The sequence below is a fragment of the Nocardia sp. NPDC056611 genome (assembly GCF_042792755.1).
Classification (GTDB): Bacteria; Actinomycetota; Actinomycetes; order Mycobacteriales; family Mycobacteriaceae; genus Nocardia.
The window spans coordinates 432697-445425 of sequence record NZ_JBHTVV010000002.1 but is presented as its reverse complement, the minus strand read 5'-3'; the positions used below and the strand labels follow the sequence as shown (position 1 = coordinate 445425).

The window sequence follows — 12729 nt, the reverse complement described above, 5'->3', positions numbered from 1 at the left end:
ACGCATGAGCGACGCCGTAGCAATCGAACCGGCGGTCGCGGACGATGCCGACGAGCTCGCCGCCGTGGCCGCCGTGACCTTTCCCCTCGCCTGCCCGCCCGGATCGACACCGGAGGACATGGCGGCGTTCATCGCGGAGGTGCTGTCGGCGGACCGGTTCCGCGAGTACCTCGACGACGGGGAGCGGTCGGTGCTCAAGGCGGTCCTGGACGAGAAGATCGTCGGCTACGCGCTGCTCAACGCGATGCCGCCCGCGAACCCCGACGTCGCCGCCGTCGTCACGCAGCGCCCGGTGACCGAACTCAGCAAGATGTACGTGCTGCCGGGCCAGCACGGCAACGGAGTGTCCGCGGCCCTGATGCGCGCCGCCCTGCAGACGGCGCGCACCGGCGGCGACATCGCGGTGTGGCTGGGCGTGAACCAGGACAACGTGCGCGCCCAGCGCTTCTACACCAAACACGGCTTCACCGTGGCCGGCACCAAGACCTTCACCGTCGGCAGCCGGCTCCACCACGACTACGTCATGCTGCACCGGTTCTGACACTGGTTCTGACACGCCGCCCGCGAGCGGCGACCGCACCGGCAACCGCCGATTCGGCATCGCCCGCGACCAATTCGACGTGGCTGCCCCGGAACCGCTGCCGCATACGGCGATCGTGGGTCACCAGGACCACCGCACCGGTGTAGCCGTCCAGGGCCTGCTCCAGATCCTCGACCAGGCTCGGGGACAGGTGGTTGGTCGGCTCGTCGAGCAGGAGCAGATCCACCGGATCGGTGACCAGCCGGGCCAGTTCGACACGGCGCCGCTGACCGTAGGACAGCTCGCCCAACCGCAGGCCCAGGTCGGCCGGGCGGAACAGGCCCAGCGCCAGCAGCGCGTCGGCATGCTCGTCCGGGTAGCCCGTGCGGCCGGACGCGAACGCCTCCAGCACCGTTCGATCCGCCGGACCCGACGTCTCCTCCTGTCGCAGATGCCCGACCCGGCCGCGGACCGTGACCACGCCCGAGTCGGCGGCCAGCTCACCGGCCAGCAGCCGCAGCAGCGTGGTCTTGCCCACGCCATTGGGGCCGGTCACCAGCATCCGATCAGCCGCACCGATCCGCAGCCCGGCCAGACGCAAACGGCCCTGCACCACAACCGAACTCAACTCGGCGACCGGCGGCAGCGCGGACCCCGCCGACAGCACCGACTCCGGCTGCGGCGCGGCCGGTGCGTCCGGGAGGGCGAGATCGGCGGTGAAGCGGAGCGGGTCCGGGGGTGGGGCGATGGGATTCGTGGTCAGGCGGGAGACCCTTTCCTTGGCGTTGCGGATGCGGGATTGCGCGCCGTGGCCGCGGCTGCGGGTCCGGAAGGGACCCGCGGCGAAGACCGCCAGGGGGAGTTTGCGCGGAATCGCGTCCAGGCGTGCGACATTCGACTCCGCGAGGCGGCGGTTGCGGGACAGTTCGGCACGCCAGCGGTCGTGCTCCTGGTGTCGGCGGTGGCGTTCGGCGGCCTTGGCGGTGAGGTAGCCGGCGTAGCCGTTGCCGTGGCGGGTGACCGCGCCGCCGTCCACCTCGAGCACGATCTTGGTGATGCGCTCGAGGAAGACGCGGTCGTGGGTCACCGCGACCACCGTGCCGGAATGCTCCCGCAGGTGACGTTCCAGCCATTCGACCGCGCCGTCGTCGAGATCGTTGGCGGGCTCGTCGAGCAGCAGCAGTTCCGGCGACGAGGCCAGGGTGGCCGCCAGCGCCAGCCGCCGCCGCTGACCGCCGGACAGCGTGCCCAGCAGTCGATTTCGGTCCAGGTCCGGCAGGCCCAGGCCGTGCAGGGCCGCGTCCACCCGGGCGTCAACCGTGTATCCGCCGCGCGCCTCGAAGCGGGCCACCAGGTCGGTGTACGCGTCGAGCCGCTTGCCGAGCGGGCCCGGGGCGACGAGATCGGCTTCGGCCGTGCGCATCCGGGACTCCAGGTCCCGGAAATCGCTGAGCGCCAGGTCGATCGCGTCGACGACGGTGGCGGTGGGCGGGAGCTCCAGGGTTTGCGTCAAATAGCCGACACCGCCCGCCGCCCGCACGACGACATCACCGTTGTCGGGCCGGTCGCGACCGGCGATGAGCCGCAACAGAGTCGACTTCCCGGCCCCGTTGTCGCCGACGATGCCGACCTTCTCACCGGGACCGATGGACAGGCTCACCTCGTCGAGCACCACGCGATCGGCGTAGCGCTTGGTGACGCCGGACAGGGTCAGCTGGGATACCGCGGAGGGTTGGACAGAAAGCACAGGGGTCTCCTGTTCTGGCTCGCGCGCGAGCCGGATCGTGGGGGAACCCACGCGAAAATCGGTCGCCGACAGGCGAATACGAGCCACTGACCAGCGGATACGCGTGGGGAGGGAGTCGCGGCGGAGCAGGTGCTCAACGCGGCGACGCGATCACAAGAAAAGGAAACCGAAACCCATGAGGACTCGAACGGTAGCGGTGACGCGACAGGGTCGTCAACCACTTTGATCGGGATCACACACACGGCGAGCGCCGGGCGGGATCACCCGCCCGGCGCTCGACCGTGCTGTTCACGAAGTGTGAAACGCCTTGTCAGGCCAGCAGTTTCGCCTTCAGTGCGGCGATGTCCGCGTCGGTCAGCTTCAGCCCGTCGCGCACGTAGCCGTCGAAGCTGCCGTAGCTCTTGGTCGCCTGGTCGAAGGCCGAGTCCAGCGCCGAGGCGGTCACGCCGTTGAGCATGTCGCCGTCCTTGGCGCCGCGGTAGTAGTTCGACAGCAGGTAGTCGTAGTAGACCGTGTCCTTGTCCACGCCCAGGAGGGTGAGCAGCACCGCCGAGGTCCAGCCGGTGCGGTCCTTGCCCGCGGTGCAGTGGAACAGCACGCCGCCCGGGTTGTAGGCGATGTCGCGCAGCACGTTCGCGAAGCCCTCGTTCGCGCCGGGCGCGGTGATGAAGGCGCGGTACAGGTCGGTGCCCGCGGACAGGGTGGAGGCCATCACCTGCGGCGGGGCCTGGCCGATGATGTCGTCGTGGTGCTCGGTGGCTCCGGCGGGCACCTTGTCCTGACCCATCAGCTGCTCGTAGCCGGTGCGCAGGTCGTGGATGGAGACCACATTGTCGGCGGTGAGCTTGGCCAGGTCGGCGTCGGTGGCCTTGCTCAGTTCGCCGGTGCGGAAGACCAGGCCGGTGCGCACGGTGTGGCCGTCAGCGGTCCGGTAGCCGCCGGCGTCGCGGGCGTTGAGCACACCGGTCAGGCCGAGGGCGCGGTTGTCGGTGTTGACCAGCACGCTGCTAGTGGCGGCCGGCGGGTCGGCGGCGACGGCGGTCGCCACCGAACCGAGACTCGCGGACAGGGCGATGGTGACCGCCGCGGCGGCCTGAACAGCACGGTTACGCAAGGTGGGGCTCCCTTCCGGGGCCGAAAACCGACTTCGACCCGGTTTTGGCTGACCACCGAAATCTATTACCCCGGCAAACTATGAAAGCCACCGGGGTGGGCAACGCCCGGGATCTCACCGGAGACCCCGAGCCCACCGGAACCGGATCAGGCGTGAACCGGAGCCTCGAAACGCGACAGCGCCAGCAGACGCGAGATCGCGCGCAGGTACTTCTTGCGGTAGCCGCCGTCGAGCATCTCCTGGGTGAAGATCTCGTCCAGCTTCGCGCCCGACACCGTCACCGGGGTACCCGCGTCGTAGAGCCGGTCGGCCAGCACCACGATGCGCAGGGCGACAGCCTGATCGGTGACCGGGTGCACGCCCGAGACGTACACCGCCGACACGCCGCTGATCAGCGCGCCGTAGCGGGACGGGTGCAGGGTGCTCAGGTGCTTCAACAGCTCGTCGAAGTCGTCGAGCGTGGAATCCGGTGTGGCCGTGGCCCGTTCGACCAGCAGCTCCTGCGAGGTCGGCTCCGGGGCGGGCGGCAGATCGCGGTGCCGGTAGTCGGGGCCGTCCACGCGGATCGGCTCGAACAGCGAACCCAGCTTCTTGATCTCGCGCAGGAAGTCCTGCGCCGCGAAACGGCCCTCGCCCAGCTGGCCCGGCAGGGTGTTGGAGGTCGCCACCACCGAGACGCCGCGCGCGGTCAGCTCGGTCAGCAGCCGCGAGACCAGCATGGTGTCGCCCGGATCGTCGAGCTCGAACTCGTCGATGCACAGCACGCTGTTGGCCGACAGCCGCTCCACGGCGTTGTTGAAACCCAGCGCGCCAACCAGATTGGTGAGCTCACCGAAGGTGCCGAACGACTTCGGGTTCGGCACGCTGTGGAAGATCGAGGCCAGCAGGTGGGTCTTGCCCACGCCGAAGCCGCCGTCGAGATACAGGCCGATGCCCTGCACCGGCTTCTTCTTGCCGAACAGGCTCTTCTTGTCCGCGGCCTTACGCAGCTTGGTGACCTGATCGGCGAACAGTTCGGCCTTCAGCACGGCCGCGGCCTGCGACGGTTCCTTCGGATCCGGGATGTAGGAACCGAAGCTCACCTCGTCGAAGGTGGGCGGCGGAACCATCTGGGCCACGAGCTGGTCGGCCGGAACCTCCGGGTGGCTGTCGACGAGGCGTTTCTGCACTGCGTCAGCGTAGATCCGGGCCCGCGTGGGGCTTTACGCAGCATGTGCCGAATGCGATTCAGCTCACAGAACCCCGCCGCGCCCGCACCCGGATCGCATCCCGCACCCGACGCGGATGGCATCCGATGGCCAACGCGCCCGCACCCGAGGCTGAAACCGCGTGCCCGACCTGGCAGGCTGTAGCGCATGCGCTGGACTCGGGCCGCTCTGCTGGCGTCGACACTGACGGTATTGGTGACCACCGCCTGCGGGGCCGGGCCGTCCGACCGGCCCGCCGTCGCCGTGGAACACCCGCACCAGGCCGGAAACGCCCCCACCACCGCGCCCGCCGACACTCCCCCGCCCGCACCCGAGGTGCCCAAGGCGGAATTGCAGTGGAAGGACTGCACCGCACCGACGTTCAGCCTGCTCTCGCTCGGAGCGCCGCCACAGGGTCTGGTGCTCGAATGCGCCGAGTACACCGCGCAGATCGATATCGCGGGCAATGTGTCGGGCATCTTCAAGAACGCGGTGCTGCGCGCTCGCTACGACCGGACGCCCAAGGACGTGGCGCCGCTGGTGCTGACCTCCGGATCCGACCGGTCCTCCACCTCCACCCTGGCCGGACTCGCGGCCGGGCCCGCCAGCGCGCTGCTGGCCGCGCGGCCCATCATCGCGGTGGACCGGCGCGGCATCGGCAGCTCGGTGCCGGTCAGCTGTATGACCGACCCGCAACGCCGGGTGCTGGCCGACCAGGCCCAATTCACGCGCGGCACAACCGATCCCGTGGACGCCATGGCGACCGCCGGCCGCGAGGCCACCGTGGCCTGCCTGGACTTCCTGGCCCCGGGCCAGGGCCTCTACGACGCGCCGCACGCCGCCGACGACATCGAACAGCTGCGCAAGCAGTTGCAGGTGGACCACATCGCGCTGCTGGGCACCGGCACCGGCGCGAACGTGGCGCTGAACTACGCGCGCAAGTACGGACCCAAACTGGGCCGCCTGATCCTCGACTCGCCCCAGGCCATCGGGCTCGACGCCAACGGGCGCGCCGAACAGAAGGTGAAGGGCCAGGAGGCCGCGCTCACCGCCTACGCGCAGCGTTGCGCCTCCCTGAACTGCTCGCTCGGCGCCGATCCGCGCGCGACGGTCGTCGACCTCGCCAACCGGGCCGCCGCCGGGCAGCTGCCCGATCTGTCCGCCTCCGCGTTCGTGACCACGCTGAGCGGTTACCTCGGCGACTCCCGCGCCCACGGCAACCAGCAGATCACCGAATTCGCCGACGCCCTGACCGCCCTCGGCAAGGGCGACCGCGGCCCGATCACCCCGTTCGTGCTGCGCGCCACCGCCGCGATCGCCACCGACGGCGAATACGTCAACCGCTGCACCGACAATCACGAGCCCTCCACCCCCGGCAAGGCCAAGGAACTCGAAACCGCCTGGGCCACCCACTATCCGGTGTTCGGCAAGGTCGCGGCCATCGACCTGATGGCCTGCTCGGCCTGGCCCGCCGCCACCCCCATGGCACTGCCCGACAAGCTCACCCTCCCGGTCCTGGTCATCGGCGGCAGCGCCGACCCCGTCACCGGTCAGGACGGACGGCCCACCGTCACCGGCGCCCTCGGCACCGCCGGAGCCCGCACCGCGACCGTCGTCTGGCAGGGCTGGGGCCACCCGACCTTCGCCCACTCCGGCTGCGCCCAGCAATCCCTCGCCGACTACCTGAAGGAAGGAAAGCTCCCCGCGGACGGCACCGCCTGCCCCGCCTGACACCGCGGCCGCGCGCCTTTTCGGGCTCGAGAACAAGGACCGGCAACCTCCATCGACCAGGGCTGGCCGCACCACGTGACGCGTCGGCCATCCCACGGCGGCGGCCGACACCGTGGGCAAGGCCGACCGTCGCACCAGAGGCTGCGTCGAATTGTCCCCCCGTATGCCATCGCAACCACTGATCTCGCAACGTTCGGGGTAACTCGCCGGGTACGTCCGAAATCGGTTCGGCACCCAGCCGCCGGCACGGATGAGAAACGGACGACGGCACCCGAGCCGCCCGCTGAGGTCCCGGAGAGGCGGAACTGCGGGTCGGCGCATGTGTGACGCGGGGATTCGGTGTACCGTGCCCGAGTGTTCCTTCGCCAGCTCGAGCCCCGCACCGCTCGCACCACATCCGAAGTACTGAACTTCGTCCTGTGGCCGTTCGCGATACTCACGGTGCTGAACCGGGTGTTCATCAAGGCTGTCAACGGGTTCATCACCGACGACTTCCGTCCGGTGTACAACGCCTCGCTGGCGTTCCTCAACCACCACGCCATCTACGGTGAGAACTACGACACCACCGACCCCCACTACCTGTACCCGCCGAGCGGGACGCTGCTGATCTCGCCGCTGGCCATCCTGGACCCGGAGAAGTCGCGGTGGGGGTTCATCCTGGTCAACGCGATCGCCATCCTGCTTGCCTGGTACCTGCTGCTCAAGCTGTTCGACTACTCGGTGAAGTCGGTGGCCGCGCCCGCGCTGCTGCTGGGCATGTTCGCCTCCGAGACGGTCACGAACACGCTGGTGTTCACCAACATCAACGGCTGTCTGTTTTTGTCGATGATGGTGTTCATCCACCTGATCCTGAAGCGCAAGGACCTGTGGGCGGGCGTGGCGCTCGGCCTGGCGATCGCGGTCAAGGGGCCGCTGCTGGCGCCGCTGCTGCTGATCGCGCTGGCCCGCGGGCAGTGGAAGGTGTTCATCACCGCGCTCGGAATCCCGGTGGCGCTCAACCTGATCGCGTGGCCGCTGATCGTCGACTTCGACCAGTTCTGGTCGCACACGCTGCCCTACCTGACCGAGTCGCGCGACTACTTCAACAGCGCGATCGTCGGCAACGGCGCCTACTACGGCGTCGCCGACTGGCTGGTCTGGGTCATCCGGATCGCCATGGCCGCCATCGTGGCGCTCACGCTGTGGATGCTGTACCGCTACTACCGCGAGGACGAGGTGTTCTTCGTGTGCACCTCGGCGGGCATCATGATCACCGCGACCCTGCTGCTCGGCTCGCTGGGCCAGATGTACTACTCGATGTACCTGTTCCCGCTGCTGATGACCGTGGTGCTGCCGAACTCGGTGATGCGCAACTGGCCCGCCTGGGTCGCGGTGTTCGGGTTCATGTCCTACGACAAGTGGCTCTCCGACCGCTGGCAGCACCCCGGCCGCGTGGTCGAGTACCTGCGCACCACCTTCGGCTGGGGCCTGCTGCTCATCGTCGCGTTCTGCGTCCTCGGTGACCGCTATCTGGCCGCCAAGCGCGAGGGCCGGCTGCGGGCCGGCAAGTCCCTGGACCCGGCCTGGATGCACCCAGAGTGGGCCGCCACCGAACCGGAACCGGTCGTCGCGCCCCGAACCAAGGCGGGCGCGGCGTACTAGCGTGGAAACATGAGTTCCGACGCCAAACCCACCCCGACCGCCCTGCCGGTCCCGCGCATCCAGCTCACCCCGCAGGAATGGCGCACCAAACTGACCCCCGACGAATACCGTGTCCTGCGCGAAGCGGGCACCGAGCGGGCGTTCACGGGCGAATACACCGACACCGAGACCGAGGGCGTCTACTCCTGCCGGGCCTGCGGGGCCGAATTGTTCCGCAGCACCGAGAAATTCCATTCGCACTGCGGCTGGCCGTCGTTCTTCGACCCGGCCGAGTCGGACGCGGTGGTGCTGGTGGAGGACGACTCCCTGGGCATGCGACGCGTCGAGGTGCTGTGCGCCAACTGCCACAGTCACCTGGGGCACGTGTTCGAGGGCGAGGGTTACCCCACGCCCACGGACAAGCGCTACTGCATCAACTCCCTCTCACTGCGACTGCAGCCCGCGGAGGACTCCACCAGCTGAGCTCACCGGCTGGCGGCGAGACCGCTCTCGGCCTTGGCCGCTTCCCGCGCCAGGATGCGGGCCCGCTGTTCCTCGAATCGGATGACGTCCTTCTCGAGGTTCTCCATGTACAGGCCCAGTTCCTCCCGGGCCTTCTCGCCGCGCGCGGTGAAGTCGTCGCGCTCGAAGATCTTCCAGATCTTCAGCACGGGCCACAGGACCTCGTCGAGGTGCTGCCGTAAATCGTAGATGCCGTGCTTGACCATGAGTACGCCGTTGCGCCGCCAGTTCGGCATGCCGTGGCCCGGCATCGCGAAGTTCATCACCACCGAATTGATGCATTCGATGGCCTGATCCGGGGCGAGGTCGATCGCGGCCCCCGCGACATTGCGGTAGAAGATCATGTGCAGGTTCTCGTCCGCGGCGATGCGGGCGAGCAGGCGGTCACAGACCGGGTCCTCGCACACGCGGCCGGTGCTGCGGTGGCTGACGCGGGTGGCGAGCTCCTGGAAGGTGACGTAGGCGACCTGGTCCATCACCCCGCCGAAGCCCATGGGCGCGTTCACGCCGCGGGTCATGTGCACCATCCGGTCGTGCTCGAGCGCGACCGGATCGACCGCACGGGTGACGACCAGGTAGTCGCGCATGGCGATGCCGTGGCGGTTCTCCTCGGCCGTCCAGCGGCCCACCCAGGTGCCCCACGCGCCGTCCATCGAGAAATTCTCGGCGATGGTGCGGTGGTAGGACGGAAGATTGTCCTCGGTGAGCAGATTGGTGATCATCGCGACCTTGGCGACCTCCGAGAGCCTGGATTGCCCGGGCTCCCAATCGGTTCCGCCCATCGCGGCGAAGTTGTAGCCCTCGTCCCACGGAATGTAATCGTGCGGATTCCACTCCTTGGCGATGGCGAGGTGCCGATCGATATTCTGGCCGACGACCGGTTCCAATTCGGTCAGCAGCTCGAGTTGCGTCAATTCTTTCGCCATGCAAAGCCCTCCGATGTCGGTAGAGACAAACTTGCAGACCAATCGATCGCGCTCACAGTAGTCTGTCGGGCTCCCATGCCGACTGCCGCATCGGCGAGTCCTGCCGGCATTCGACACCCGACGGGTCCGCTATATCCGAGTTGTGCACATATACCGGATCTTTCGCGGCCAGATTGACCAGCGCCATCACGCCAATGAATACATCGACGAGTTTCCACACCAGGGTCGGTGACCCCAGCGCACCGCCGAATACAGCCGGCAGCACCAGCATTCGATAACCGAGCAGCATCGGCCGGCTGATGGTCAGGAATTCGACATCGGCCTCCCCGTAGTAGTAATTGCCGATCAGGGAACTGAACGCGAGCATCACCACGATCACCGTCAGCGCGTGACCCGACCACGCGCCCAGGGTCTGCTCGAGCGAGCGCCGGGTGATGTCGGCGCCGCGACGCTCCGACCTCACCGGATTCGTGGTGAGGATGATGAACGCCGTGCACGATGGCGTCATTGATGTCGACGATCGCGGAGTCGAGGGTGTGCACCCATTGAGGCTATCGACCGGCAACTGCCAGATGTGGCTTCTCGAACCCGGCCAGTCGCGATGCGCCGCGGGGAGCACGTGTTCGAGGGCGAGAGATGTCCCGCGCCCGCAAACAAGCGCTACCGCGTCGAACCGACCGCGCGCGGGCCACACCCCTCGGGCGGCACAGGCGGATCGGGTCGCAGAAACTCTATGGGGCGGCCCCGATGTCGCGCATGCCCCGAATTCTGCGGGCAGGCAGCGGGTTACCGTGCGGCAACGACCGCCGCGGCAACCCGCCGAACACGTCAGGGCAGCGCGTTGATCAGCTGCTCGAGCTCCACGCGCGGACCGGTGAAGAACGGAATCTCCTCGCGCACATGCCGGCGCGCCTCGGTGGCGCGCAGATCGCGCATCAGGTCCACGATGCGGTGCAGCTCCGGGGCCTCGAACGCGAGGATCCACTCGTAGTCGCCCAGGGCGAAGGACGCGACCGTGTTGGCGCGCACGTCCGGGTAGTCGCGGGCGGCCTTGCCGTGGTCGGCGAGCATCTTGCGACGCTCCTCGTCGGGCAGCAGGTACCAGTCGTAGGAGCGCACGAACGGGTACACGCAGATGTAGTTGCCTGCCTCCTCGCCCGCCAGGAACGCGGGGATGTGGGACTTGTTGAACTCGGCCGGGCGGTGCAGGGCGGCCTGGCTCCACACCGGGTTCGAGATCTGGCCCAGCTCGGTGACGCGGCGGAAATCGGAGTACGCGGCCTGCAGATCCTCGATCTGCTCCGCGTGCCACCAGATCATGAAGTCGGCGTCGGCGCGCAGACCCGCGACGTCGTAGATGCCGCGCACCACGACACCGCGCTCCTCGAGCGACTCGAAGAAGGCCGTGGCCTCCTTGATCGCCGCCGCGCGGTTCTCACCGAGCTCGCCGGGCTCCACCTGGAACACCGAGAACATGAGGTAGCGGATGGTGTCGTTGAGGGCCTTGAAGTCGAGTCGCGCCATGGCCCCCATCGTGCCACTGCCCCTCCGACCGCCCGGAATCGGGCAGGACGGACAGCGGATTCAGCGGGCGGTGGCCGCCCAGGAGGCGATGATGCGGCGCAGGCCGTCGTGGAAGACGGCGTCGCTGGTGAGCAATTCGGTGACGGTGTCCAGATGGGTTGCCATGATCGGGAATTCATCGGGATCCAGGGCGGCCAGGCGGCCCCGGGTGGCGAGCTGGGTGGGTTTGCGGTCGCGGAACTCGACCAGGCTCGCGCAGCCCAGCGTGTAGAGATAGCACTCGCGGTAGGCGAAGAACGACTGCTCCGGGGTCAGCCCGAGCGAGATGTTGTCGGCCAGTTGCGGTTCGGTGAGCCGGGCCAGGATGCGGCGGCCCACCCACGGGCGCGGGCCGCGCAACATGACCAGGCCCGGGTAGGCGGTGAGCAGGTCGTACCAGGCCGAGAAACGGCGCTCGGTGGACTCCGACCAGTCGCCGGAGCCGGGCGGAACCTCGGGGAGGTCCAGGGCCAGGACGTCCGCCACGAGTTCGACCAGGCCGTTGAAATCGCCGCCGCCGCGGCGCACGACGGTAGTGTGCGAGACCCGCAGATGCGCGGCGATGCCGCGGAAACTCAGCTCGCTCGCGCCTCGGGATCCGATGATCTCCAACCCCGCGCGGGCGATCGCCTCGGGAGTCGCCTCGGCCAGCGACTGGGAGTTCCTGGGCATGTATCCATCGTAAGTTACAGTGTAACCAGGGGGTCGATCGGCCCGGGGTTCCCGCAGGCCGTGCGCGCGGAACAACGTGCCCGACCGGAAGTCTGACCAGATCGAGCGAAAAGAGCGCACGTGCAGTTGACCCATGCCGACGTGACAACCGCGGCCGAACGGATCGCCGGACACACCCGGTCCGTCGTGCTCGCCCGGGCGGACACCGAGACGGTGCCGGTGGCCGGGGACGTCTGGCTGGCGCTCGAGCACATGCAGCACACGGGCAGTTTCAAGGCGCGGGGGGCCGCGAATTTCGTGCTGGCGCACCAGGCCCGGGGGCGGCTGCCGAGGGTCGGCATCACGCTGGCCTCCGGCGGGAACGCGGGCGTGGCGGGAGCGTGGGCGGCGCGACTGGTGGGCTCCAGCGCCACGGTGTTCCTGCCCGACGCCACCCCCGCCGTCAAACTGGCTCGGCTCCGGACGCACGGCGCGCAGGTGCTGTGCGGCAACGGCGGATACGCCGAGGCGGCCGCCGAATGCGAGCGGTTCGCGGCGGTCAGCGGGGCGCTGCGCTCCCACGCCTACGACGACCCGTACATCGCGGCGGGCGCGGGGACCCTCCTGGAGGAGATCGTCGCCCAGCTCCCGGACCTCGACACCGTGCTGGTCGCGGTCGGTGGCGGCGGGCTGCTCGCCGGAATCACGGTGTCCGCCAACCACCATGGCGTGCGGGTGGTCGCCGTCGAACCCGAGAACTGCCGCGCGTTCAATGCCGCCCTCGCCGCCGGGGCACCCGTCGACGTCGACATCGACTCCGTCGCCGCCGACTCCCTGGGCGCGCGCCGCGTCACCCCCATCGCCCTGTCCGCCGCCGCCGCGGGCGACGTCCAGTCGGTCCTGGTCACCGACGAGCAGATCGCCTCCGCCCGCCAAACTCTGTGGGACACTCGGCGACTCGCCGTCGAACACGGCGCCGCGACCGCCCTGGCAGCCCTGCTGTCCGGCGTCTACGTCCCCTCGCCCGGCGAGACGGTGGCGGTTGTCGTGTGCGGCGCGAACACCGACCCGGCCGACCTCGTCGCACGATGACATCCGACGATCACTGACACCACCGGCGCGCACCGCCGGGCGCGCTCGGCGGATAT

General features: G+C 68.9%; 12 protein-coding genes. 5 read left to right on the top strand and 7 right to left on the bottom strand.

The features are described 5' to 3' along the window. Positions 1-4: 4 nt before the first annotated feature. On the top strand, positions 5-541 hold the full coding sequence (locus tag ACFRAQ_RS10555; RefSeq protein WP_379097119.1) for a GNAT family N-acetyltransferase: 537 nt from the start codon (positions 5-7) through the stop codon (positions 539-541). Here ACFRAQ_RS10555 and ACFRAQ_RS10550 read toward each other — a convergent pair. From ACFRAQ_RS10550 to zapE, 3 genes are all read right to left on the bottom strand, one after another. Then, positions 522-2267 carry a TlrC/CarA/OleB/SrmB family ABC-F type ribosomal protection protein gene (locus ACFRAQ_RS10550; protein ID WP_379097116.1) on the bottom strand — a complete coding sequence of 582 codons (1746 nt, stop codon included), beginning with the start codon at positions 2265-2267 and terminating at the stop codon, positions 522-524. The genes ACFRAQ_RS10555 and ACFRAQ_RS10550 overlap by 20 nt on opposite strands. A 310-nt stretch (positions 2268-2577) precedes the next feature. Further along, the gene (locus ACFRAQ_RS10545; RefSeq protein WP_379097113.1) at positions 2578-3381 is read right to left on the bottom strand and encodes a tyrosine-protein phosphatase; all 804 of its coding nucleotides are present in this window, start codon (positions 3379-3381) and stop codon (positions 2578-2580) included. A 146-nt stretch (positions 3382-3527) separates the two neighbouring features. Then, a complete protein-coding gene (zapE, locus tag ACFRAQ_RS10540) occupies positions 3528-4550 on the bottom strand; it encodes a cell division protein ZapE (RefSeq protein ID WP_379097110.1) in 1023 nt (340 codons plus the stop codon). Between the two features lie 186 nt (positions 4551-4736). On the opposite strand from zapE, the gene ACFRAQ_RS10535 reads away from it, so the two are divergent. The 3 genes from ACFRAQ_RS10535 (at position 4737) to msrB (ending at position 8402) form a co-directional block, all read left to right on the top strand. After that, positions 4737-6299 (top strand): alpha/beta hydrolase, encoded by a 1563-nt coding sequence (locus ACFRAQ_RS10535; protein WP_379097107.1) that lies wholly within the window; start codon positions 4737-4739, stop codon positions 6297-6299. Between the two features lie 354 nt (positions 6300-6653). Further along, the gene (locus ACFRAQ_RS10530; RefSeq protein ID WP_379097104.1) at positions 6654-7940 is read left to right on the top strand and encodes a glycosyltransferase family 87 protein; all 1287 of its coding nucleotides are present in this window, start codon (positions 6654-6656) and stop codon (positions 7938-7940) included. Positions 7941-7949: 9 nt separating this feature from the next. Next, positions 7950-8402, top strand: a complete 453-nt coding sequence (gene msrB, locus ACFRAQ_RS10525; RefSeq protein WP_379097101.1) for a peptide-methionine (R)-S-oxide reductase MsrB — start codon at positions 7950-7952, stop codon at positions 8400-8402. A 2-nt stretch (positions 8403-8404) separates the two neighbouring features. Here the strand turns inward: msrB and ACFRAQ_RS10520 are convergent, their stop codons facing one another. The 4 genes from ACFRAQ_RS10520 to ACFRAQ_RS10505 form a co-directional block, all read right to left on the bottom strand. Next, positions 8405-9367, bottom strand: a complete 963-nt coding sequence (locus ACFRAQ_RS10520; protein ID WP_379097098.1) for an acyl-ACP desaturase — start codon at positions 9365-9367, stop codon at positions 8405-8407. 52 nt (positions 9368-9419) lie between these two features. Continuing rightward, positions 9420-9986 carry an alanine:cation symporter family protein gene (locus ACFRAQ_RS10515; protein WP_379097095.1) on the bottom strand — a complete coding sequence of 189 codons (567 nt, stop codon included), beginning with the start codon at positions 9984-9986 and terminating at the stop codon, positions 9420-9422. A gap of 209 nt (positions 9987-10195) precedes the next feature. Beyond that, positions 10196-10891 (bottom strand): hydrogen peroxide-dependent heme synthase, encoded by a 696-nt coding sequence (hemQ, locus tag ACFRAQ_RS10510; protein ID WP_379097092.1) that lies wholly within the window; start codon positions 10889-10891, stop codon positions 10196-10198. Positions 10892-10951: 60 nt separating this feature from the next. Then, positions 10952-11602 carry a TetR/AcrR family transcriptional regulator C-terminal domain-containing protein gene (locus tag ACFRAQ_RS10505; RefSeq protein WP_379097089.1) on the bottom strand — a complete coding sequence of 217 codons (651 nt, stop codon included), beginning with the start codon at positions 11600-11602 and terminating at the stop codon, positions 10952-10954. 120 nt (positions 11603-11722) lie between these two features. Between ACFRAQ_RS10505 and ACFRAQ_RS10500 the strand changes: the two genes are divergently transcribed. After that, entirely contained in the window at positions 11723-12673 is a 951-nt protein-coding gene (locus tag ACFRAQ_RS10500; protein ID WP_379097086.1) for a serine/threonine dehydratase, read from the top strand. The last annotated feature ends 56 nt before the right edge of the window (positions 12674-12729 follow it).

What these genes read in the sequence shown, in the direction of transcription:
- hemQ (WP_379097092.1), bottom strand. Translation starts at nt 10,891, where the DNA reads ATGGCGCGACTCGACTTCAAGGCCCTCAACGACACCATCCGCTACCTC.
- ACFRAQ_RS10520 (WP_379097098.1), bottom strand. Translation starts at nt 9,367, where the DNA reads ATGGCGAAAGAATTGACGCAACTCGAGCTGCTGACCGAATTGGAACCG.
- msrB (WP_379097101.1), top strand. Translation starts at nt 7,950, where the DNA reads ATGAGTTCCGACGCCAAACCCACCCCGACCGCCCTGCCGGTCCCGCGC.
- ACFRAQ_RS10555 (WP_379097119.1), top strand. Translation starts at nt 5, where the DNA reads ATGAGCGACGCCGTAGCAATCGAACCGGCGGTCGCGGACGATGCCGAC.
- ACFRAQ_RS10535 (WP_379097107.1), top strand. Translation starts at nt 4,737, where the DNA reads ATGCGCTGGACTCGGGCCGCTCTGCTGGCGTCGACACTGACGGTATTG.
- ACFRAQ_RS10505 (WP_379097089.1), bottom strand. Translation starts at nt 11,602, where the DNA reads ATGCCCAGGAACTCCCAGTCGCTGGCCGAGGCGACTCCCGAGGCGATC.